This is a genomic window from Pantoea sp. EKM20T (assembly GCF_011800485.1).
Taxonomy (GTDB): Bacteria; Pseudomonadota; Gammaproteobacteria; order Enterobacterales; family Enterobacteriaceae; genus Pantoea; species Pantoea agglomerans.
Window position 1 is genome coordinate 19,515 of the sequence record NZ_JAALFW010000014.1, and the last position, 23,649, is coordinate 43,163.

A 23,649-nucleotide genomic window follows, 5' to 3' on the forward strand; every position below is an offset into this window, starting at 1 on the left:
CCGTCATGCGACGTAAAGGCTCAGCATGACGTAAAGGGGGAAACCGGCGGAAGTATTAAAGACCCGCTTCAGGCGCACGTATCGGTGCGCGTAAACGTGCTGCAGGCCGATATCAGTAACGCCCGCAAGGCGCGTCACCTGACGGAAGCGCAGTCTGAACAGCTGTGGCAGCAGGCAGACCGGGTCAGAAAAGATGCTGAAGGCTACGTAAAGCAGCAGGGCTTTCTCAGTGCGGCCGAGCGTGCCAGCTATGACCGTGAGCTCGACACTATCGCCGGCAGGCTGTGCCGCGCGGTGAAGTAAACCCTCCCCGGGTGGCTGCGGCCACCTGAATACCTTTTCTGCCCGCAGTGCGCAGGCTGTTCGTTCCTCGCGCTGCTGCGGTACGCCTCAGCCTGCACCTCGCAGGCAGGCCCGTTTAACGTCTGACCCCGGCAGTTCCGCTGCCGTCTTTACGGAATCTCACCCTATGACACACCCTGCTGAAATATCGGCTCAGCCGGTCGTGCGCGATCGCTGGGGCGGCTGGACGCATCCTGAATTTTTCGTGCCCGCTGACGGCAATGAATATCCGCAGCCCGGCGAGTTTGAGGCCTGGCTTACCGCACATAACCTGGCGGCCGCCTTCACCTGGATGGAAAACGACGCGCCGGACTGGATGATGCAGGCCTTCCGGAAAACCGGTGACTGCAGCCGCTGGGAGCCGTCCGGGCCAGCGGGCGAAGGCTGGTTTACCGGCAGCATTCACGACACGGACGACGGCCCGGTATGCGTCTGGCTCCGCAGTAAAACAGAGGTCAGAGGCTCATGAAACGTTTCCTCCTCATAATGTGCCTGCTCACGGCAGGGATCATGGCGAAGCCTGTCATGGCAGCGACCAGCAACGCCGGCGACGGGCGCTGGGTAAACCCCATCAGCGACGTCTGCTGGAAGTGTCTGTTCCCAATGTCACTGGGCAGTATCCAGCTCGCATCAGGCGCGCATCCGGACACCCCGAACCCCGCCTCGCCGATTCAGATGTGTCCCTACGGTATTTTCTACCGGCTGGGTCTGGCCATTGGCTTCTGGGAGCCGCTGGCGCTGACGGACGTGACGCGCGAACCCGGCGTCATGGTGAACATGGGCGGCTTTAAAATTAACCTCGGCCGCACCGGTGCCGGACGCGGCGGGCAGAGCGACTCACCTACTCCCGGCAGCTTCTATCACGTTCACTGGTACAAATATCCGCTGATTTACTGGCTCAACATCATCACCAGTACGGGCTGCATGCAGACCGGCGACATGGACATCGCCTATCTGTCCGAGGTTGACCCGCTGTGGAACGACAGCACGCTGGCCATGATCCTGAACCCGGAAGTGGCACTGTTCAATAACCTGCTGGCGCAGGGCGCCTGTGCGGCGGACTCGATTGCCTCCACAGCGGGCGTGCCGCTGGACCCGCTGTTCTGGTGCGCCGGCGCACAGGGTTCGATGTATCCGTTTACGGGCTTCACCAGTAATGAGTTTTCACCGCTGGAAGCCTCGCTGCTGGTCAGCGAGCGCATGGCCTTCAAGCTGCACCGGGAGGGACTGGTGATGGAGACGGTCGGGGCGGACGTGGCTGTGTGCTACCAGTATCCGTCCCCAATCATTCCGAAATCACGCTGGCGTTATCAGATGGTCAATATGTACCCCGAACCCAGCGACTGCCACCCTTTCGGCACCACGACCCAGCTCTGGGGCTCGGTACACAACTCACCGGCGACGAAAAAGAACTTCGGCTACCTCATGTGGCGAAAGCGTAACTGCGTTTATCTGTAAGGACTCACCATGAAACAACCTCTGATTACGGCGCTGCTTGCTGGCGCCGCGCTTCTGTGCGCAGAAATGGCGAATGCCGCAGAGCAGCCGGTCGTGTCAGGTAATGACATGGCGTACATGAAGCAGCAGCAGCGCGACCTGGAGCTGTTCAAAAGCCAGCTGAAGGGCATGAATATCACGCTGCCGGATGCGCAGCAGGAACGGGTCTCGCAGCTGCAGAACGAAATTGCCGCCTCGCAGGCGGATCAGAACAGCGCCGCCCGCCCCGCACCGCGGGCTGTGTATTTCGTGAGCCTGGGTATCCCGGAGGAGGGGCTGCTGCCGATGCTTGCGGACGCCCGCCGCTTCGGCATACCGGCCACGCTGCGCGGCCTGCTGAACAACGACTTCCGTCAGACCGCTGAGACGATGTTTGAACTGTCTAAAAAAGATAAGCAGGCCGGGGTGCAGATCGACCCGACCCTGTATGAGAAATACAACATCCGGGCCGTGCCGGCGCTGGTCGTTACCTGTGGCAGTCAGTCGGACGTCATCTACGGCAGCCTGCCGGTTAAGCAGGCGCTCGAAGAGGTTAAGCAGCGCGGTGACTGTGGCAGTACGGCCGCGCAGCTGCTGCAGGATGCGGAGGGTACGAAATGAAGCGTGCCCTGCTGCTTTCTTTATGTCTGATGGCGTCCGGCGCATTCGCTGATGCAACGAGTGACGCTTACAACGCGGGTGCGGGATATGCCGGCTCAAATAAGGGGCAGGGCACCGCTGCGGCGAAGGGGACCGACCCGGCGTCAGTGATCCCGGGCTACACCGCCAGTCCTCCGCAGGGGGGGTATTACGGCGGCGTGCAGGGCGGGGACGGCGGGATAAAGGATAAGGGACAGACTCAGATTGGAAGTAATGAGGCGGGGCAGGCCGTCACCGATTCTTCCGTTAAGAATCCGGCCGTGACGATTGACCCTAACGCCGACTTTATCCAAAACGGCAAGAATGCCGAGGCGAACAGCGGTTCCATCGTGGACGGAACCAACAGCCAGTGCACCGCGAAAGTCGTGTCGAAGTCAGTATTTGAAAACTTCACCTGCGACAGGGACGTGGCGCAGGTCCAGACCTGTGCCCGCACCGGCAGCGTTATCGTCACGGGCTCAAGCCACACGGAAACCCGGACGATGAATATGCTGCTCAAGAACGCACGGCGCTCGGGCAATCAGATACTGGTCGATTTCACGTTTCCTGAAACGGCCACGCTCGTCAGCGGCACCACGCAGCTGGTTTATACCCCGGCCCCGTCTTATAACTCCGGGGCAGATTATGTCACCTCGATACTGAACAACAATGTCACGCTCCGGTACGGCAAGGGGGCTGACAGCCTGGGTGTCGCAGGACAGCAGGTTAATGCGGGTCAGGTTTACTCTGCCGTGATTACCCCTAAAGGGGCCCGACTTGATTCCGTCATTAACACTCTCATTAAATACATTAATGACGGCACCACGCTGTTCCACCTCGACGTGACGTTTAGCGTGACCGTGTCCGACAAAAAGGCCGACACGACCTGGTCCGAAAGCTGCAGCTTTGACAAATCACAGGCCACCGCCAGTACCGGCAGCGTCTGCACCGACCCGGGCGGCTCACGATCTGTTACCTCCGACGGCCAGACCTATACCCAGACGCAGGGCTGCTGGCAGTACCAGGACAGCTACATCGTGCCGGTAAACTCCACCGGTAACTGCGCCCAGCTGATGTCTGACCGCAACTGCACCATTGCCGGCCGCGGCTGTACCGAGGCGGAAGGCGGAACGTGCATCCATGAGCAGGATACTTACCAGTGCCAGACCACCTACAGCTCGCAGGGCCTGCTGTGCGGCGGAGAATACCTCTGTCAGAGCGGCGACTGCAACGGTACCGACGGTGCCGGCGACAGCGGCTTTGATACCGCTGTGGCCAAACTTGCCGGTCTGGCCTCTGCCGGCGATGACGTCAAGAACGGCGATCAGATAGATATCAAGGCCTTTACCGGACAGGCGCTCTATTGCCGCAAGGCGATGGCCGGCTTTTCAAACTGCTGCGTTGATACCGGCTGGGGGAACAGTTCGGGGCTGGCCAACTGCAACAGTGACGAAATGGCCATCGGTAAAGCGAAGGCTAAAAAGGTCACCGTTCTGGTCGGCGAAGCCTGCAACAGGGCCGTGCTGGGGGTGTGCGTGCAGAAGAAGCAGGCCTATTGCGTGTTCGGCGGCAAGCTCGCCCGCATTATCCAGGAGCAGGGGCGCCGCGATCAGCTGCACGTCAGCTTTGGCAGCGGTGACTCACCGAACTGTCGCGGCATTACGGTTCCTGAACTGCAGGCCATTAACTTTGATCTGATTAACTTCCAGGACTTCTACAGCGACCTGATGGCCAATCAGAAAATCCCTGACTCAGCGACGATGATCAAGCAGGCAAAAGACCGTATAGCTGCGCAGGTCAATGCGCAGACAGGAGGTAAATAATGAAGCGGCTGCTGATTAGCCTGATGATAGCAATGTGCGCCGGACAGGCCGTGGCGGATGATGCGCCGGCTGCTGACGCGGTGGTGACGCCGGCCGACCCGTTTACCGGCTGGCACTGGTACAACGAGCCGAAGAAAAAGCCGGACCCGCCGGCACCTAAAGCGCAGCCCGCGCCGCAGGTGCCGGACTTCAGCAGGCTGTCACCGTCAGAGCAGGCGGACGTACTTAAGGAGTACACAAAGGAGGCACTGAACAACGCCATCCTCCACCCGTCTGCAGAGCATACCGCCACGTTCCTGCGCTGGCAGAAGTTCTGGACCGACCGGGCCTCGATGTTCAGCCAGTCCTTTGCCGTGGCGCAGCTTGACCATCCGGATCTCGACTACAACCTTGACCATCCGCATTACAACAGCACCGCGCCGCTGCAGCAGGCACGGGACCAGCAGGAGCAGACGCAGGCCATCAGTCAGCTTTCCGGCCAGTACGGGCTGTTCTACTTCTACCGCGGCAGTGACCCGATTGATGCACAGATGGCCGGCGTGGTGGCGGACTTTGCCCGCCTGCGGCACATCTCCCTGATACCGGTCAGCGTGGACGGCACTGTGTCGCCGCAGGTGCCCGACAGCCGGCCGGACGCCGGCCAGAGCGCGCGCATGGGAATTACGCACTATCCGGCACTGTTTCTGGTTGACCCCAAGTCAAAAAGCTTCCGTCCGCTCGCCTACGGTTTTATGACGCAGGACGACCTGGCGAAGCGCTTTCTCAATGTGGCCACCGGCTTTAAGCCTAACTTCTGAGGACCTGATTATGCTGACACTCTCACCTGTCTGGCACGGGCGGTTGCTTACCGCAAACCGGGCAGGCAACTTTCTGCTGCAGACGCTGGTGATTCATCCGGCGCTGCTGTTTTTTCTGCTGTTCCTGCTCAGCGCGCACAGCGCCGGTGGTGCCGGGCATCTGCTGGTGAGCGAGGCCGAAAGGCTAATACGCGATGCTCCGGCAGGGCAGGTGTGGAGTTGCGCCTCGCAGGCCACGCGCGTGGAGTCCTGGCCGTCCGTTCCTGATACATCATGGGATAAGGCCGTACCGGTCAGCATCAGGCCTGCCCCCCCGCCTGCCACGTGTGTGAAGGCGGCAGAGAGCCGTGATGCATGGGCAACAAAGACTGACAGTACGCTGCGCAGCCTCTACCTCACCGGCGTACTGTTTTCCATTATTGCCGGCGTGGCGGTGCGGACCCTGCGCCGCCACGCACAGGGAGTCCGTAAATGAACCGCTTACCTCTTATCATCTTACTGTTCATGTCAGGCATCATTTTTAACTGCCTGCGCCAGCTGCTGGCGTGGTCAGTCAGCTTCACGTACGACGTGCTTGCCGGCGTCTCGGTAGCCTGTCTGGTTCTGGTTGCGCTGGGCCTCATCGCGGAGCTGATTGCCTGGCGAAGGTCGCGAGGCGGCCGGGGAGGCCATCATGAGGCTTAACGTGCTGCTGACGGTACTGCTGACGCTGCCGGTATTCGCACAGGCGTCGGTGGCCTCGGACATTGCTGCGCTGGAGCAGGCGAAGGGGCAGCGCGGTGCGCAGCTGCCGGATTTCGGTCTGCCCGGAACGCGTTCGGTGCGTGCGGTGCCAGCAAAGCCGCCCAGAATGATGACCCTGACCGACGGACGTCAGGTGAACCTGAACGACTATGCGGTAGTGGTTTTTATGCAGCGCGGCTGTCAGTACAGCGCGAAGTTCGACCCGCTGCTTAAGTCCTGGACTGATTCGGAAGGGATAAAGGTGTACCCCTACAGCCTTGATGGCTACGGAGATGCGGCCTTTCCGGTGGCGCTTATCCCGCGTAAGGCGGGACCGAATGAGCCGATTGCCGGTGAGATCCTGACCTTCTTCGGCAACGGGCTGCCCATCGCCACGCCGACCACCTTTATGGTCAACGTGAACACCAACGTGGCCTACCCGCTGTTTCAGGGGGAGACGGACATGGGCACCATGAGCCAGCGACTGGCGCAGATGATCGAAGCCGATATCGATAACCTCCCGCCGGACACGCTGGGTCCGGTCCCGAGCAGTGCCTCACTGACCCCGCAGTAATACGGGCGGCTGTGCCGCCGACGGAATACCCATGACTGAAAAAACGTTAACGCTCTCACGGCTGGAGACGGCGCTGCTGCTTGTCTGCGCCTCGCTGCTGGCCGCCGCCGGCCTGTATGCCTGGTTCGCCTGCGAAATTGCCGGCCGTATGGACGGCATGACTTACGGTTCTGACGCGCTGGTGCTCAGCGGTCTGCAGCTTTATCCGCTTCTGTTCCTGTTTTCCCTTGCCGGTGGCTTCGGCTGCGGCGTGCTGGTCAGCATCACCCTGCGCCGGCACGGATTTATGGCCGACCGTAATGCTTTCTGATACCCGCAGGAACACACCTTACTTACCCTGAATCCACGGAACGAAACATGACTTATATGACAAACGACGGGCTTTCGCCTGAAAAGCGGCTATGGCTAAACGCCGAAGAACACGTAAAAAAGCTGACCGGGTTGTATCAGGCACGTAAAGGGCATCTTTACGTGCAGGGATGGACAGGCACCGGTAAGTCGGTGGTCGGGCGCGAGCTCGCAGTGCGTCTTGACGGCGACTATTTCAGCTATGAACTGCTGACTTCAGACGAATATGAAGCGGGATTAAATGAAATTGTGGCGAGGCTACAGGCCAGTGACAAAGCGGTCATCATCCTGGATGGCTTTTTCCCGGCCGTCGCTGCAGAGGCAATGAGTCATCAGCTGAGAGAACTCACAAAGAAGGGCGTGAGCCTGTTTATCTTTTCCCAGGAGCCGCTGTTGAAGGACAGCCCGGACAGGCATCTGCTCACACGGGAAATAAACACGGTCGCGGAGTTTCGTTATAGCAGGCCGGCCGGCAACTGCGTCACCTTCTGTCAGATCAAATGAAACTCTCCAGCCATAACTGACAGGTGAATGCGGTACGGAATACCCGTTTCCGTATTTTGGGTCAGCTGTTCATTAATTTTCTTCCAGCCAGTTCAGCTGATGCTGAATCCCTGGCTGCTTCGGAGCGTCTTCACATGAAACTCAGGCAGTTCCTTCTCAGCGCCGCGACGGCGCTGGTCATCAGCACGCCTGCTCTGGCCGACGTGCAGGGTGACCTGAACGGCTACTTTGGCAGCCTCGGCTTTGACGGCAACGTCTCAAAGGCGCAGGCATGGCAGGGTCAGGCCGCAGGCTACGTTACCGGCGGCTCCATCTATCTGCGTAACCCGGTTAAACAGGTGCAGCTTATCTCGATGCAGGTACCGTCACTCAACGCCGGCTGCGGCGGCATTGACTCCTATCTGGGCGCTTTTTCCTACATCAACGGGGCCGAACTTCAGCGCTTCGTTAAGCAGATCATGAGTAATGCGGCGGGCTACGCCTTTGACCTGGCACTGCAGACGATGGTGCCGGAGCTTAAGCAGGCCAAAGACTTTCTGCAGAAGCTCGCCTCGGACGTGAACTCCGCCAACATGAGCTCCTGTCAGGCCGCGCAGGGCATCATCGGCGGCCTGTGGCCAGTGTCTCAGGTGTCGAACCAGAAAATCTGTCAGGACATTGCCGGCGAGAGCAACATTTTCTCCGACTGGGCGGCGTCGCGGCAGGGCTGCACCGTGGGCGGTCAGGGTGACAGCGTCACCGGCCGGGCGTCCGATAAAATGAAGGACCAGGTGCTGAAAAACAAAAACCTCATCTGGGACGCGCTGGGCCGCAACCACCTGTTCGATGGTAACCGCCAGCTGAAGGAACTGGTGATGAGCGTGGTGGGCTCCATCATCTTTAATAAAGCCGGGCAGGTCACCGTCCTAACGCCGCTGGTTGATAACCGCGACATCATTACTGTGCTGATGCGCGGCGGGACCGCGAAGATGTACGGCTGTGATGAGCAGGACCTGTGCCTCGGGCCGACGGTGGCCAGCGTCACTGTCAGCAGCGACGTGGCGCTGGTAACACAGGTGCGCAACCTGATGATTTCCATCGACAGCAAGCTCACGGCCGATACCGGCCTGTCGGACAGAGAAAAGGGTTTCATCAACACAACCTCGGTGCCGGTACTGAAATACCTGACCAACTCCCGCAGCATGGGCATGAGCCCGACCTACCTGATACAGGTCGCCGACTTTATCGCGCAGGACATGATGATTCAGTACCTGCAGGAGCTCGTAAAGCAGGCGAGCCAGTCACTGGCCGGTAAAAACTTCCCCGAGCAGGCAGCCGGCGAGCTGCGTAACAACGTGCTGGCTGCAACCTCGCTGCTGGCACAGATGAAGCTGCAGAGTACCGCCGACCAGAACGCGCTGGACGGCATCGATCGCAACATGCAGTACCTGCAGCAGCAGGTATCCACCATTATCTCGACGTCCTATCAGGGCAACTATCAGTGGGGAACGGGCAATGACTGAGGTCTGGACCATTTACGGCGGTGACATGTGGCGTCAGGTGTTTAACGGCGTCGTCACCGTCATCGGCAGCGACACCTATGACACGTTAAAACGTATCGCCGGGCTTTTTGGCGTACTGGGCGTAATCTTCAGCTTCATCAAATCGCGCAACCCGATGGTGTTTGCCAGCTGGCTGGCCGTTTTCTTTATTATTACGTCGGTGCTGCTCGTTCCGAAACGCAGCGTGCAGATACTTGATGTCACCGATCCGGCGGCAGTTTATCAGGTGGATAACGTGCCGGCCGGCCTGGCCTTCATCGCCGGGCTGACCACGTCAGTACAGTTCGGTGTGGCGCGGCTTTATGAGTACAGCTTCTCGCGGCCGGACTCGCTGACCTATACGAAGTCCGGCATGCTGTTCGGTTCGCAGATTGTGGCGCAGACCACGGACTTCCGGTCACAGAATCCGCAGCTGGCCGGCATGCTTACCGACTACGTGGAAAACTGCGTGGTGGGCGATATCCTGCTGAATAACAAGTACACCGTGTCACAGCTGTTGAACAGCACCGATCCGCTGACGCTGATTACGAATAACCCGAGCCCGCTGCGCGGTCTGTATCAGGATACGGGCAGCGGCCGGCAGTTTATCACCTGCCAGCAGGCGGCTGCGGTCGTCAAAAATCTGATCGGGGCGGACGTGCGCATCGGCGGCACAACCTGGCATGCACTGGCCACGCGCGTGTTCGGCAGCCGCGTCAGCGGGGATACTTTGCTCGGTAACGCGATGGATGAGAGTTACAACTTCTTCTATGCAGGCGGCCTGAGCGCAGCGCAGATTATGCGTAATAACATCACCAATGCGGCCATCCGTGACGGCTGGAAAGGTTTTGCGGCGCGCTCTTCCGATACTGCCAACCTGCTGAATCTGGCCACCGAGTCCAGCATGACCAAGCAGCGCATCAGCTGGGGCGCGGGTGGCGTGATAGCGTCGCGTACGCTGCCGATGTTTCAGTCGCTAATGATGCTGGTGCTGATTGCGCTGTTCCCGCTGGTCATCGCGCTTGCGCTGGTGAATCACGACATCTTCGGGCTTAAAACGCTGAAGCTGTACGCCGGCGGTTTCGTTTATTTCACCATGTGGCCGGTGATGTTCGCCATTCTTAACTCGCTGGCCAACTTCTATCTGCAGACGAAGACCGGGGCCACGCCGCTGGTGCTGGCCAATCAGGATCAGGTCGCACTGCAGCACTCAGACGCGGCCAACATCGCGGGCTATCTGAGCATGTCGATACCGGTGCTCGCCTTTTTCCTGACCAAAGGCGCGGCGTCTGTGGCCTCACAGGCCGTTGGCGGAGTGATGAGCTCGGCGGCGTTTGCGACCGGCGGACAGGCTTCGACGACGGCGGACGGCAACTGGTCGTTTAACAACATGTCGATGGATAATGTCAGTGCCAACAAGTTTGACACCAACATGCTGCGCCGCTCGGGGTCTCAGGGCTTCCAGACCGGTAATAACGCGATGATGACACAGACGGCTGACGGACACACCGTAGTGGATACCAGTCAGGCGATATCAAACCTGCCTGTCAGCATGCGGCTCAGTTCTCTCGCCAGCAGCGGGTTCTCCGAGCAGGCACGGCAGGCGCAGCAGCAGGCGCAGAGTTCGCTTGATGGCTATAACCACAGCGTGACCAGCGGCTTCCAGCAGATGAACCAGCTGACTCAGCAGAGCGGTAACAGCGATAGCATGACGCAGGGTAGCGACAACAGTGTGGCAACGAATGTCTCTAAAGGCGCGAGTAAAATGCAGTCTGCCGTTGAGAACTATGCGAAGTCGCACAATGTTTCTGAACAGCAGGCCTACAACCAGCTGATGGATATCACCAATCAGGGCAGTGCTGGCACGGGTGTCAGGGGACAGGTTAAATTTGATACCGGCGATCAGCTGGGAGGTAAACTCGGCATGTGGGCGACCGGCGTCAGCGCTGGCGGGGAAGCCAGTATCAGTGCTGACCTTCGTCATACTACCGGCAGCTCACACGGTACACAGGACAGTCACTCAGAGGGACGTGATAGTCGCCGCGACCAGAGCAGTCAGGAGGCACGTGACTTCCGCGAGGGCATGGATATGGTGACATCGACCCGTCTGAGCGATTCAGGGAGTCATACTGATAATCAGTCCAGCTCTAACGCTCAGCAGTTCGCAGCGACGCTTAATGATGCGAAGAGTCAGTACCATCAGTACACCGAGAGCAGCACGCGTAGTCAGGAATTCAGCCGCATGGCCACGCTGTCGCAGACACAGAGTGCCAGCCTGGACGCCAACTATAATCAGGAGTTCGTGGACTGGACTACCGCGAAGTACGGCAGCGACGCCCAGAACATCCTGACAAACGTCAGAAGCGCGCAGGGCGCGGCCACCGAATTTATGCATGAACGGCTGGAACCTGAAATCATGCGCAACTATGGCGCACGGACTGACCAGGTTAACAGTGAGCCGCTGCAGCCGGCACAATCGCTGGATGCTGCAGGGACATCTGCCGAAAGTGGAAGCACGCTTCCGGCCGGCGCACAGGCTTCCGGACAGGCTCTGTCGGGTAGCTCGTCGGCTTACAGTCATGGACCCGCAGAAGGTTCATCGCAGAATGCTGTCGTCAGGAAAGGGCAGGCAACTGAAGTCAGCACGCGGCAGGGAGAGAAGAATCTCAGCGGTCCGGCGGGTGTCCCTTCTCAGGAAATGAGGGAAGATTTCCGCAGCGGGTCAAAACGTGTGAGCGAGCAGGCCGCAGGCGCCGGCATTCAGAACAATGTCGCTAATCAGGTCGCAGCACAAAGATCTGGCCTTATGGAAACTCTCAGGGAAAATGACGGTAAAATTGCTGAAAATAAAACCACTGTTCAGACGTCCAGTGATATACTTAAGCACGAACATGATTCTGCTAAAGGAAATTTTAAAGCGGGTCATAATAAAGAGTTAAATGAGCAGGGCCAGAAACCCAAAGATAATCTGGGCGATGACTTTGATAAAAAAATAGCGGAGCTTAGACGGCGAGCCGGATAAGTAAGGGGGCTGGGATGATGTATAGCGATATCAAGAAGGATGCAGATTATCTGCTTAATAGTTTTGCATCTGGCGAACAAGAAGTTCCAAATGCACTCGATGCAATAAAATTGAGTGCTATTTTTCCGGTAACTTGTTTGTCGTTGTATGCATTATCGTTCGCATACATCATTTATAGCTTTGTGCCGCCAGACGATGTGTGGATTAACCCGACGCTGCATTATCAGGGGCTGACGCTGGCCTTTGGTGGCTTCACACTAATCTTATCTTTAGCGATTATGGCTATGACTTATACTCCGTTTCTGTTGCTGACCGCTATACCTCAGACGGTGAGAAGTAAATCGCTACTGGTACAGAAGTTAAGCCGGAAATACAAAAACACCTGTATAGCAGCAATCTTTGGCAATGGCATTTTCGCGTTAATGGCAGCCTGGAATCCGCAGTTATTTTATGCAGCGCCATTCATGCTTTTGATAAGTCATCTCATCATGCAGGCTATTATCAGTTCAGAATTAACACGCTATGGTATTGCTGGCGCAATGAGCAAATTCGCCAAGATTATTAAAAAGATCTAAGACACCCAGTTCCTGCTAATACCCCTTCCGCCATTCTGGCTGAAGGGGTTTTCTTTATAACCCCCCCCCAGTTAATACAGCGTGCCCAGGGGCGCGCCATTTCCGTTTTCTCTGTTAAATAAGGATGCACCTGTGAAAAACCGCAATGTCTTCGTGGCAGCGACTGCTGCTGCCTGTCTTATGCTTTCCGGCTGTAGTGCCATGAGTACAGCTATTAAAAAGCGCAATCTCGATGTCAAAACGCAGATGAGCCAGACCGTCTGGCTGGAGCCATCCAGTCAGAAAACGGTTTATCTGCAGGTGCGAAATACCTCTGATAAAGACATGAGTGACCTTGAGCCAATACTGGCGCAGGACCTGCGTGCAAAAGGCTATACCGTGACCTCCAGCCCTGATGCTGCTTATTACTGGATTCAGGCTAACGTTCTGAAAGCAGAGAAGATGGATTTGCGCCAGGCTCAAAGCTTCCTTTCGACAGGATATGAAGGTGCGGCTACGGGAGCTGCTCTGGGCGCTGGTATTACTGCTTACAACAGTAATTCAGGTGGAGCCATTCTGGGCATAGGCCTAGCCTCGGGGCTTGCGGGAATGGCAGCAGATGCTCTGGTCGAGGACACGAACTTTACGATGGTGACCGATCTACAGATTTCCGAACGCAGCAAAGCAGCTGTGACGACAGATAATGTGGCAGCACTGAGGCAGGGAAACTCTGGCCTCAAGCTGCAGACCAGCAGTGAAGAAGGCAACCGTATGAAGTACCAGACCCGCGTCGTCTCAAACGCTAATAAGGTGAATCTGAAGTTCGAGGAGGCAAAGCCCGTACTTGAAGCGCAGCTGGCTAAATCCGTTGCCGGCATCATGTAATGCAAGATACTGCTTAGCTGCTTCTGCGATTGTCAGGGGGGCAGTTATAAAGGTATATCAGCTTGCAGGGCGCTGAAATTCCTGGTATTAAGTCATGACCGGTTGCAAAGCCGGCGGCATGCGCCTTAAGGGGAAATAAGAAAATCTCTCCTGACAACGGGGCGCCTGCCGACCCCCGTCTGCGCCCCCAGGGCAGCGGACATCGGGGCAGCATCAACACCACGGGTGCTGCCCTCCTCCCTTACGGGACCTCATATTTCCACGTTTCTCCCTGAAGTTCGGGGTAGCGGAAGCGTGGCTCAGATTTAACCGACATGTATCCATCATGCTCAGCGGGGTGCTTTCCCCGCAGCGCGCCAGAGTCTGCGTTGTAACGGCTGTACTTCATCCCCGCCCTTAACTTTCTGAAGGAAATATCTATGCTCACTCTCAACGGTGCGGCACGCACATTTGTTATCTGGTTAACCCTGTGTTTCGCCTGGAGCGCCATCGTACTGTGGCAGTTCGGGCCTGATATCGTAAAAACCATTATGTCACACAGCCATCTGTTTGCCTGGGACCTCTCCACCCGTATGGTGCAGGGCGACATGATGCCCCCGGGCGTTATCACGCTGCTGCTGGTTCTGCTGGTAATGACTGCCGGCTGCGTGCTTTCCGGGCTCACGCTGGCCTGCTGGAATCTGTTTATCTTCGCCTGTGCTATCCCCGTCATGGCCGGCATCTGGCTGCTGCGCCGCGCGGGGCTTATCCGCACCCCCACGTCCGTCACACTGAAATAATCTCCGGGGCCTGAGCGGCCCTCTCTGCAACTTCTATTTAAGCCATAAGCCTGCCCGATTTTTCCGGGCGGGCTGCGCCTGCGTGCTATCTGGAGTTTCCCATGAGTTTTACACCCAAATACCTGACGCAGGGCGGCCAGATGACGGCCTACCGGCTGCGCATGTTTGTGCAGGTCAGCAACTGGATTTTCCACTGGATGCTGCTGCTGTTCGTGGCGGCCACCGGCGCGCTGTTCTGGCTGACGACGCCCGATGACGTGCTCCGTAATGGCTTCTGGTACTGGGCAGCGTGGCCCAGCCACTCACTGCTGGGCCTGTCCCCGCGTGCGGCCGAAGCCACGTGGGACATATTCTGGCACTGCGATGAAAGTGCGCAGCTGTGCACGATAAAGCTGACGCCGGCGCAGCTGCTGGCCAATCCGTGGATGCAGGACATGGGCCGCCAGTTTCTGACGAACCTGCGCTTCATCGCCAGCGCCTGCGGTATCACCGCCAGCCTGCTCTGGTGCCTCATCGCCTGGTATGTGGGTCGCATCGGTAAGCGGGAGAGTGAGGACGAGTTTATCTCGGGCATGACCCTTACTGACCAGCTTAAAGAGGTCAACCGGCTGTTGAAAAAGGCCGGTGAGAAGTCCGATCTGCAGATTGGCGGCCTGAACATGGTTAAGAACGCCGAGGTTATGAACTATCTCATTCACGGCACCATCGGCGTCGGTAAGTCCACGCTCATCCGCTGGCTGCTGGACTATATCCGCCGGCGAGGCGACCGGGCGATTGTTTACGACTCCGGCGGTACGTTTATTGAGACCCATTACGACGAACGCCTGGACAAAATTCTGAACGCGCACGACCGGCGCTGTGAGAACTGGGTGCTGTGGCGTGAGGCGCAGGACGTGGTGGACTACGAGAACATGACGGCTGCGCTGATGCCGGTTGAGGGCGACTCCGACCCGTTCTGGGTGTCCTCATCGCGCACGATCTTCAGCGACACGGCCATGCAGTTCGCGTCCCGTCCTGACCGCAGCATCGAAACGTTCCTGAAGACCTGTCTCTCCATCGACCTGAAAAGCCTGCGCGAGTTTCTGAAGAACACCCCGTCGGCCAACCTGGTTGAGGAAAAAATCGAGAAAACCGCCATCTCTATCCGCTCGGTGCTGACCAACTATGCCAAGTCGCTGCGCTACCTGCAGGGGCTGGATAAAGAGGGTAAGCCGGAGTTCAGCATCCGCGAGTGGATGACCGATGCGCAGTACGACAGCAGCTGGCTGTTTATCTCCACCACGGCCCGCCACCGTAAGGCTGTGCGCCCCCTGATATCGATGTGGCTGTCGCTGGCCACGCTGCTGCTGCAGAGCATGGGCGAGAACAGCGACAGGCGCGTGTGGTTCATCGGTGATGAGATTGCCAGCCTGCAGAAGATACCGGAGTTCAACGAAACGCTGGCCGAGGCGCGCAAGTTCGGCGGCTGTTTCGTGCTGGGCATTCAGAACATGCCGCAGCTGATCCACATCTATGGCCGCGAGATGGCCAAAGCCATTTTTGACCTGCTGAACACCCGCGCCTATGGCCGTTCGCCGAGCGCTGAGGTGGCCAAAATCGTGGAGGAAGAGCTGGGTCATCAGCGCCGGCGCGAGGCGCGCGAACAGAACAGCTACGGCCTTGACCAGGTACGTGACGGTATCTCCATCAGTAAGGACAAGGTCAACGAGCCCATCGTGGACTACGACCAGATTATGAAGATGCCGAACCTGCAGTTCTATGTGCGCCTCCCGGGCGAATACCCGGTGGTGAAGCTGAACCTGAAGTACCGCAAGCAGAAAAAATATCACCCCGCGCTGATTGAGCGCGACTTCCATGACCGGCTGAGTCCGGAGCTCGAACAAATCATCGAGAGCAACGAACGCATTTCCCGTGCGGCGAACATTTCGTTTCCGACCGGCGAAGAAATACTGGAAGACGATGACCGCACCACCGCCACATCCGGGCCGGAGACCGTGCCTGCCTCACCGGCTGCTGCGCCGTTAAAAGCTGAGCCGCCCATGAGCCCTCCGATTTCACCTGCTGAGCGGGAGGTTGTGACGTCACTACCTGCTGCGACGCCGGCTCAGGCACTACCCGCATCAGAGGCCGCAGGTAATACGCCGTCGCCCTCAAACGTGCGCCCGTTCCCGCTGCGTACTGTACCCGCGCCGGTCATCGCGGCTCAGGCTGAGCTGCTGCCGGCAAAGCAGGCTGCCGCAGAGGCACCGGCTGAAACGGAAATGACGCCGCCGGCACCTGTCCGGCCGGTCACGCCGTCAGACACCGGGCGAGAAGCATCGCCGCCAAAAGCTCCGCAGCCCGCGGTACGACCCGCTATCAGACCAAAACCGTCCGGACTCAGCGCACTCGACATGCTGGCGCGCCGTAAAAGTCGGGCTGCAGCAGAAGAAAGCAGTGAAAGCAACGCTGAGGAGTCGGTGCCGCAGGAAGGCGCGGCGCAGGGTGAAGCGCCTGAACTCAACATGCAGATGGAAAAAGAAGACGGCGGTCGCCTCATCGTCCGGCACATCAGCCCGCGAAAAACCGACCAGGAAAAGCGCGAAGAGGCTGATGCCCGGCAGTACAGCGACGCCAACGCACGCATGGCCGATGACGAAAAAAACATCCTGCGACATCGCGACGACTACGACGCGTATCAGGAGATGAGTGACAGCCTGGACCCGGGAGGGTATGAACGATGATGACCGTTGCTCCGGTGGCTTCGGCCGCCGACGCTGCCGGCTACTACAGCAGCAAGGATAACTATTACTTTCTGGATGACATGCCCACGCAGTGGATGGGTGAGGGTGCGCGTGAACTCGGGCTTGAGGGACCGGTTGACCTGGATACGTTCACGGACATTCTGCACGGCAATCTGCCCAACGGCGTGGTGCTGGGCAAGGAGGTGCAGGGTACACACGTGCACCGACCGGGGCACGACTTTACCTTTTCGGCACCCAAAAGCGTCTCGATGCTTATCCTTGCCGGCGGCGATAAACGCCTGCTGGAGGCACACCATGATGCAGTAAAAGAGACGCTGGCCATCATGGAACAGACGGTAAGCGCCCGGGACACGAAGGAAGGCGTCACGCGCATCGTGACCAGCGGAAAAATGGTCGCCGCCCTGTTCACGCACGACACCTCCCGCAACCTCGATCCGCAGATCCACACGCACGCGGTGATGGCCAACGTCACGGAGCTGGACGGCAAGTGGAAGGCGCTGGCCACCGACACCATTCACGGCGCCGGCTTTATCGAAACGGCATACCGCAACCAGATAACGTACGGCAAAATCTACCGCAATGTCCTTAAAGGCAAGGCTGAGGCTATCGGCTATGAAACCGTGCCGACCGGCGGCCGTCATGATTTGTGGGAGATAAAGGGCTTTACGGAAGCGGTGCTGGATGAGTTTTCCTCGCGCCACCGGGAAATCCACGCACGCGCCGGCGAGGATGCTTCACTGAAAAGCCGTGATGTGGCCGCACTTGATACTCGCCAGCGCAAGCAGGATATCAGCCGCTATGGTGAGGACGAGGGGGCACCGGAGCGCACCTGGCCCGAATCTTCCTCCATACCCGTGCAGGCTGAGCGTGCTGCGGCAGTAACAGAGAAAATCCCTGCAACAGCTGATAAAGAAACGTTAGCCCCGTCAGCAGAGGATAAAGATGTGCCGGCAGAGCCTGAACCGGCGCATGGGGTGTCAGCCGCAGAGAAAATCCCTGAAACGGCGAATAAAGAGCCTTTAACACCGTCAGCACAGGAAAAAGAGATGCCGGCAGAGTCTGGTCCTGAGAGCGCGGTGTCAGCGGCAGAAAAAGCCGCTGTAACAGCAGGTAAGGACATATCAGCTCCGTCAGCACAGATTAAGGATGAGCCGATCGCCAAGCCCGAGACCGCCGATGGCCGTGCCCGGCTTCAGGCGCGCTGGCAGCGCCAGATGGAAGACACCGGCTTTGACATTCAGGGCGTGATGAATGAAGCGCGCGAACGTGAAATGTCCCGTGCTGAAGCCGGTGAGGTGCAGGACGCTCCTGTGCCGGCTATGGAGGCGGTCCGCACCGCCATTTCCGTACTGAGCGACAGTAAAACGCGGTTTACCTACGGGGATCTTCTGCTTACCGCTCATAACGCCGGTGAACTGCAGAACACCATTCCGGACCTGCGCAGGGCGCTTGACCAGGCGATTAATGACAATCTGCTTGTGCCTCTCGACGGTGATAAAGGCGTGTTTACCTCGCACATCCACCTGCTGGATGAGCTGTCGGTGCAGTCGCTGGCAACGGATATCCTGAAAGAGAACCGGGTAATTAATTTTAGCCCCGACGGCGGTTTGTCCCCCGGGCACCCTGAACACATTGCCCGGGAGCCCGCCGTCATCATCAGTGCACCTGCATCAGTCGGGCTGCTGCGTGAGGTTACGGAGGCGCTGGTGACAATGTCACGTGAGCAGGGACGCGAGGTCAGCGTGCTGACCAGTTCTGCCGAGCGCGCACTCAGCTTTGCCAGATCACCTGAGCTCCGGGACCGTTTGCTCCACCGCAGCCGGATGCTTGATGGCAATTTCAGCCTGATGCCGCAGAGTACGGTCATCGTGGAGAGCGCGGAAAAACTCAGCCTGAAAGAAATGCTGGTGCTCACCGGTGAGGCGCAGCAGCAGAATGCGCAGCTGCTGTTTCTGGACAGCGCCGGACGACAGTCAAATGCGAATGCCCTGTCCGTGCTGACGGCAGCGGGCGTAAAGCGTCAGAGCCTGAACGCACCGTCTGACGGAATCGAGGTGCGCGTGACTAGTATTCAGGACAAGCGCGACCGCTATCAGGCGCTGGCAGATCGCTATGCCGGAATGGACCCTACGGAGGGGCCCGTTACGGCCGTTGTGACAGGCCCGCGCGAGCAGAGCCATCTGACCGGTGTTATCAGGAGTGCGCTGCAGGATGCCGGCAGGCTGGGGCAGGAGTCGGTCAGCATCGTGGCGCGTACGCCGGTGTTTATGACGGCTAAAGAGCGCCGTCTCCCCCAGACCTACCGCGCCGGTATGGTGCTTGAGGACCGGTCAGAGAAAAACGAAACGCGGCACTACGTCATTGACCGCGTGCATGATGAGACCCGCATGCTCTCGCTGATTGACGGGGACGGGGTGCTGTCACGGGTAAAACTCAGCGCACTCTCCGGCGACTGGCGGCTGTTCACTCAGAATGATGTTGAAGTTGCCGCCGGGGAACGCCTGTTTGCGCTTGCCGGCGATAAGCATGCGGGCCTGAAGGCGCGCGATCGCCTCACGGTCACGGCTATTGAAAACGGCACGCTCATCGTTCAGCGAGAAGGGCAGCAAAAGCCGCTGCGGCTGGATGCGTCCCGGCCGCTTTACGTGACTTACGGATACGTCAGCGCGCCCGGCAGCCGTGACAACGACCGCGGCACGGTACTGGCCAGCCTGGGCGCACAGGATCTGTCGGTGAATATGATCAACGCGCTGGCGCAGTCCGGCCATGAGGCGGAGATTTTTACCGGCGAAGCCCTGAGCCGGGCGGAAGAGAAGCTGGGACGCCTGCGCTCAACGCGCTCGCCGCTGTCGCTGGTCCGGCAGGCCAGCGGAAAGGAGGATGCCAGTGAGGCCGTGGACACGCTCAGTAAACAGCTGCTCTCTGATGCACAGAAAGCCGTAACGCGCGGCGTGGCGCAGATGCGGGACGTCGCTTTCCCGTGGGCGAAACTGCTGGATGAGGCGCTGACGTTCAGCGGTGACCTGAAGCTTATCGAGAGTGAAGTTGCCCGGCAGGTTAAGGAGGGTGACCTCATTGAGGTGCAGACCAGCGCCGGGCCTCACTTCGTTGCGCGCTCCACGTGGGAGATGGAAAAAGCCATCGTGGGCGAAATTGAGCGGGGTAAAAACACGCAGGTGCCGCTGATGGCACAGGTCGATCCGGCTCTCCTGTCCGGCCTGACTCAGGGCCAGAAAGAGGCCACCTCGCTGATTCTGCAGAGTCCGGACCGGTTTACGGCCGTGCAGGGGTATGCAGGTGTCGGTAAAACCACCCAGTTCAATGCGGTAAAGGCGGCCATTGATACCCTGCCGGCTGACGTGCGTCCGGTCATTGTGGGACTGGGGCCGACTCACCGGGCGGTTAAGGAGATGGCGGGTACCGGCATCGATGCGCAGACGCTGAAGTCGTTTGTGCTGGACTGGCAGATGCGCAGCGCGGCCGGCGAGGACGTCCGCTATGACAACATGCTGTTCCTTATCGATGAGTCATCCATGATTGGTAACCAGGATACCGCGGCGGCGTACCGTGCGATCGCCGCCGGTAACGGCCGCGCCGTGCCGGTAGGGGACGTAGCGCAGCTGCAGTCGCCCGAGAGCGGTGCGCCATTCCAGCTGATGCAGGAGCGGAGCCCGATTGACGTGGCGGTCATGAAGGAAATCGTGCGCCAGCGCGACCCGGACCTGAAGTCTGCGGTGTACAGCATCATCAGCAATGATTTCGCGGCGGCGCTGAGAAACATTGAAAAGGTGTCGCCGGATGTCGTTCCGCGGCGCGCAGGCACGGTGCTGCCCACCGGATCAATTGTCGAGTCAGCAGATCCTGTATCCACAATCGTGGCTGACTTTATGAGCCGCACCGATGGGGCACGGGCGCAGACCATGATCATGGTTCAGCTGCACGCAGACCGCAGAGCCATCAATGAGGGTATTCATAACGCGATGGTTGAATCAAAAGAGCTGGGCGAGGCGTACCGCACCGTCCCTGTCCTGGACCGCATCAACGGCGGCCGGCACGACTTCAACCGTATCGACGACTGGGAAACCGGGCAGGTGGTGATGGCCAATCAGCGGTACCTGCACGTCACCGGCGTTGACCCTGCTAACGGCAATGTCACCCTGAAGGATGAAGCGGGGCGCACGCAGTTCTGGTCGCCGCAGGAACTCAACGCCACGGAAATTGAGGTTTTTGAGACCCGCTCAATTGAGCTGCGCACGGGTGATAGCGTCCGTCTGAGTAAAACCCAGAAGCAGGCCGGTCACGCTGCACACGAACAGTATCGCGTGGAAGAGCTGCGCGATAACGGTGAGATTGTCCTGCGCAACGCCGGCGGGGTGAAGGTTATCGATCCGGCAGCCACGCTCGCGGACCGGCATGTGGACTACAGCTGGGCGGTCACCGGCTATGGCGCACAGGGCGCCAGCGCCAGGTACTCACTGGCGCTGGAAGGTGTTGAGGGCGCACGTGAGCTGATGAGCGGCGCGCGGGCGTTTTATATCAACGTCTCGCGTGCGAAGGACCACGTCCAGATTGTTACCGATGATAAAGCAGGCTGGACAAAGACGCTCAGGACCGGAAAAGAAGGGCCGGCCACGGCGCATGATGCGCTCACGCCCGAGCCGGAGCGCGACCGGGCCAGGCGGATCTGGGCGATGGGTCAGCCCGCGTCTAAAACGGCAATGGGCCGCGCGTTTCTGCGGTCAAATGGCCTGCGCGGCAGCCCGGTTACGGCACGCATCATCCCGCCGACACGGAAGTTCCCGGAGCCACATCTGGCCCTGCCGGTGTATGACGGTAACGGAAAAGCGGCGGGCCTGACGATGATGCCGCTGCTTCACGATAAGGGCGCACTGCTCGCCGGGCAGACCCGCCAGCTGGTCACAGAGGGTGCACAGGCCGCCATGCTGCAGAAAAGTCGTAGCGGCGAGGTCGTGCTCGTCAGCGATCTCACGCAGGGACTGGCCGCAGCGCGTGAAAAGCCGGAGGCGGGAGTATTGATAATGCACGGACGTCAGATTCCATCTGCACAGCTTCTGAAGGTGGCGGGTGGCAACCTGGAAGAGCTGCGTCGTCCGGACGCCACGCTTCTGAGTCAGGTGAAAGATGAGCTGCAGGAGATACTCGCCGTTCTGCCGCGAACGGAGAGAGAGCAGGATGAGCAGGCTACGCTGCATAGTGCAATAAAATCAGTCAGCAACGGCAACCTGATGGAAAAAACCAGCCTGCCGGCAGTGCCACCCGGTCAGGACGAAATGGATAAGGTTACGCTGGCCGTGCAGCTTGCTGCTCGTGTGGCAGAAATTATGGCACAGAAGCTGCCCCGCCTTCCGGGCGAGTCGCAGCCGGACTACAGCGCGCTCGTCCGGCAGGCTGCCCGGACGCTGGCTGATACGCCAGATGCCTCTGCTGATGCAGCCGTGCGCGCCGTGCTCGGTGCGCTGTCAGTGAGCGGTATACCGGACAGCGTCAGGCAGGCTGCTACAGCAGGCAGCGACGGCGTGGCCCCGGCTGTCGTGGTCCGCCAGGTTCAGGAAGAACTTAACCGTTCGCGGTCTGCAGTTAAAACGGCTCAGCCAGAAATTCCAGCAGCGGCGCTGGCCAGTGCCGCGCGCGAACTCGACCGGCAGGCGCAGGTCAGCCTGCCCCCTGAAGCGCGGGGTCGCGAGCCTGAGAGGGAGTTACCTGGTCCGGAAATCACCCGTCATATACAGAAAGAACGTTAATACCCTGTGCGGCCGTCCTCAGTGCGGCTGCGTCACCTTCGTCCTGCCTCCGCAGGCATATGAGATAAATCATGAAAAAGACCCTTAAGATGGCCAGTATTGCTCTGGCCATGAGCGCTGCTTTGTTTACAGTACAGGCCGGTGCCGCCGGCGCTGAAGCGTTTACCCCGGAGCAGCAGGCCCGCATCGGCGAGATTGCGGCGGACTATATGGTCGCGCACCCGGACGTGCTCATTGAGGTGAGCAAAAAACTGCAGGCGCGGCAGCAGGCTATGCAGCAGCAGGCTTACGTGCAGTCAGCGCTGAAAACACACCGGCTGCTGATGCAACTGGATGGCGTGCCTGTCAAAGGACCGGCGGACTCAAAAGTCATCGTAACCGAGTTTTTCGACTACGAATGCATTGCCTGCAGCATGATGGCGCCGGTGATGGAAAAGGTGATGGCTGCAAACGCCGGCGTGCGCTTTGTGTTCCGGGACTGGACCATCTTTGCCGCCCGCTATCCGGAGTCAGCGCAGGCATCGCACCGCGGACTGGGTGTTTACCGGAAGCAGGGGGCGGATGCGTATATGGCATTTCACAACGGCATTTACCGGACCGGGCATAACGAAGGAAAACTGACGGCCGAAGACATTGAGAAGGTTGCCGCTGCCGCGGGTGCAGGTGCCGCTTCAGACGAGGATAAAGCTGCGTCTGACCACGTTACGGAGAACAATGCAGCTCTGGCTGAGATGCTTGGGCTGACGGGAACACCGGGCATTATCGTTATGCCGGCTGAGAACGCCACGGCAGACAACACAACGGTTATTCCGGGTGTAGTCAGCGAACAGGTCATGCAGCAGGCCATAGCGCGTGCAGAAAAGAGCTAAAAAAAAACGGCTCCAAGGGACCAGGGCTGGGGATATCATCCCATAAAGGAACAAGGCCGCCTGTGGCAATCGCAATACTACCGACGGTATGAGTGAGTAGCGGCCAGCCTGTAAAAACCTTTACCGCATGTGACCATAAAAAATCCCGGCACGGGGCCGGGACGATGAAGCCTGTCAGTCTGCCCGTTAGCGCCAACCAGTGGGCATTGTCCGGGGTATCAGCTATTCCGCCAGAATCTTTACCCCATGACGGCCACGCCGCTCAGACTGTTCGTTCCTCGCGATGCT

General features: G+C 59.1%; 19 protein-coding genes. All 19 read left to right on the forward strand.

Annotation, left to right across the window (positions count from 1 at the left end; translation table 11 throughout):
* The first annotated feature begins 84 nt into the window (after positions 1-84).
* Positions 85-303: a hypothetical protein gene (locus HFD94_RS22920; RefSeq protein WP_207712422.1), complete on the forward strand. Its 219-nt coding sequence runs from the start codon at positions 85-87 to the stop codon at positions 301-303.
* A gap of 166 nt (positions 304-469) precedes the next feature.
* Complete coding sequence (locus HFD94_RS19550; protein WP_167433417.1) at positions 470-811, forward strand: hypothetical protein; 342 nt, start codon at positions 470-472, stop codon at positions 809-811.
* Positions 808-1,800, forward strand: coding sequence for a conjugal transfer pilus assembly protein TraU (gene traU / locus HFD94_RS19555; RefSeq protein WP_167433418.1), 993 nt, complete (start codon positions 808-810; stop codon positions 1,798-1,800). Before HFD94_RS19550 ends, traU begins: the two co-directional genes overlap by 4 nt.
* Positions 1,801-1,809: 9 nt before the next feature.
* Positions 1,810-2,439: a type-F conjugative transfer system pilin assembly protein TrbC gene (gene trbC / locus HFD94_RS19560; RefSeq protein ID WP_167433419.1), complete on the forward strand. Its 630-nt coding sequence runs from the start codon at positions 1,810-1,812 to the stop codon at positions 2,437-2,439.
* A complete protein-coding gene (gene traN, locus HFD94_RS19565; RefSeq protein WP_167433420.1) occupies positions 2,436-4,280 on the forward strand; it encodes a type-F conjugative transfer system mating-pair stabilization protein TraN in 1,845 nt (614 codons plus the stop codon). Before trbC ends, traN begins: the two co-directional genes overlap by 4 nt.
* Positions 4,280-5,077 carry a type-F conjugative transfer system pilin assembly protein TraF gene (gene traF, locus HFD94_RS19570; RefSeq protein ID WP_167433421.1) on the forward strand — a complete coding sequence of 266 codons (798 nt, stop codon included), beginning with the start codon at positions 4,280-4,282 and terminating at the stop codon, positions 5,075-5,077. Before traN ends, traF begins: the two co-directional genes overlap by 1 nt.
* A gap of 10 nt (positions 5,078-5,087) precedes the next feature.
* Positions 5,088-5,552: a hypothetical protein gene (locus tag HFD94_RS19575; RefSeq protein ID WP_167433422.1), complete on the forward strand. Its 465-nt coding sequence runs from the start codon at positions 5,088-5,090 to the stop codon at positions 5,550-5,552.
* Positions 5,549-5,761, forward strand: a complete 213-nt coding sequence (locus tag HFD94_RS19580) for a hypothetical protein (RefSeq protein WP_129063645.1) — start codon at positions 5,549-5,551, stop codon at positions 5,759-5,761. Before HFD94_RS19575 ends, HFD94_RS19580 begins: the two co-directional genes overlap by 4 nt.
* The gene (gene trbB / locus HFD94_RS19585) at positions 5,751-6,374 is read left to right on the forward strand and encodes an F-type conjugal transfer protein TrbB (protein WP_167433423.1); all 624 of its coding nucleotides are present in this window, start codon (positions 5,751-5,753) and stop codon (positions 6,372-6,374) included. The genes HFD94_RS19580 and trbB overlap by 11 nt, the downstream gene beginning before the upstream one ends.
* Before the next feature lie 31 nt (positions 6,375-6,405).
* The gene (locus HFD94_RS19590) at positions 6,406-6,684 is read left to right on the forward strand and encodes a hypothetical protein (RefSeq protein WP_167433424.1); all 279 of its coding nucleotides are present in this window, start codon (positions 6,406-6,408) and stop codon (positions 6,682-6,684) included.
* A gap of 56 nt (positions 6,685-6,740) precedes the next feature.
* Positions 6,741-7,226: an ATP-binding protein gene (locus HFD94_RS19595; protein WP_243234800.1), complete on the forward strand. Its 486-nt coding sequence runs from the start codon at positions 6,741-6,743 to the stop codon at positions 7,224-7,226.
* Between the two features lie 134 nt (positions 7,227-7,360).
* Entirely contained in the window at positions 7,361-8,728 is a 1,368-nt protein-coding gene (gene traH, locus HFD94_RS19600) for a conjugal transfer pilus assembly protein TraH (RefSeq protein ID WP_167433426.1), read from the forward strand.
* Positions 8,721-11,768 (forward strand): conjugal transfer mating-pair stabilization protein TraG, encoded by a 3,048-nt coding sequence (gene traG / locus HFD94_RS19605; RefSeq protein ID WP_167433427.1) that lies wholly within the window; start codon positions 8,721-8,723, stop codon positions 11,766-11,768. Before traH ends, traG begins: the two co-directional genes overlap by 8 nt.
* 14 nt (positions 11,769-11,782) lie before the next feature.
* Complete coding sequence (locus tag HFD94_RS19610) at positions 11,783-12,343, forward strand: hypothetical protein (protein ID WP_167433428.1); 561 nt, start codon at positions 11,783-11,785, stop codon at positions 12,341-12,343.
* Between the two features lie 180 nt (positions 12,344-12,523).
* Positions 12,524-13,207 (forward strand): complement resistance protein TraT, encoded by a 684-nt coding sequence (traT, locus tag HFD94_RS19615; RefSeq protein WP_167433477.1) that lies wholly within the window; start codon positions 12,524-12,526, stop codon positions 13,205-13,207.
* 419 nt (positions 13,208-13,626) lie between these two features.
* Positions 13,627-13,986, forward strand: a complete 360-nt coding sequence (locus tag HFD94_RS19620) for a hypothetical protein (protein ID WP_167433429.1) — start codon at positions 13,627-13,629, stop codon at positions 13,984-13,986.
* A gap of 101 nt (positions 13,987-14,087) precedes the next feature.
* Positions 14,088-16,709, forward strand: a complete 2,622-nt coding sequence (traD, locus tag HFD94_RS19625; RefSeq protein ID WP_167433430.1) for a type IV conjugative transfer system coupling protein TraD — start codon at positions 14,088-14,090, stop codon at positions 16,707-16,709.
* Complete coding sequence (gene mobF / locus HFD94_RS19630) at positions 16,706-22,492, forward strand: MobF family relaxase (protein ID WP_167433431.1); 5,787 nt, start codon at positions 16,706-16,708, stop codon at positions 22,490-22,492. Before traD ends, mobF begins: the two co-directional genes overlap by 4 nt.
* 71 nt (positions 22,493-22,563) lie before the next feature.
* Positions 22,564-23,361: a DsbA family protein gene (locus HFD94_RS19635; RefSeq protein ID WP_167433432.1), complete on the forward strand. Its 798-nt coding sequence runs from the start codon at positions 22,564-22,566 to the stop codon at positions 23,359-23,361.
* Positions 23,362-23,649: the final 288 nt, after the last annotated feature.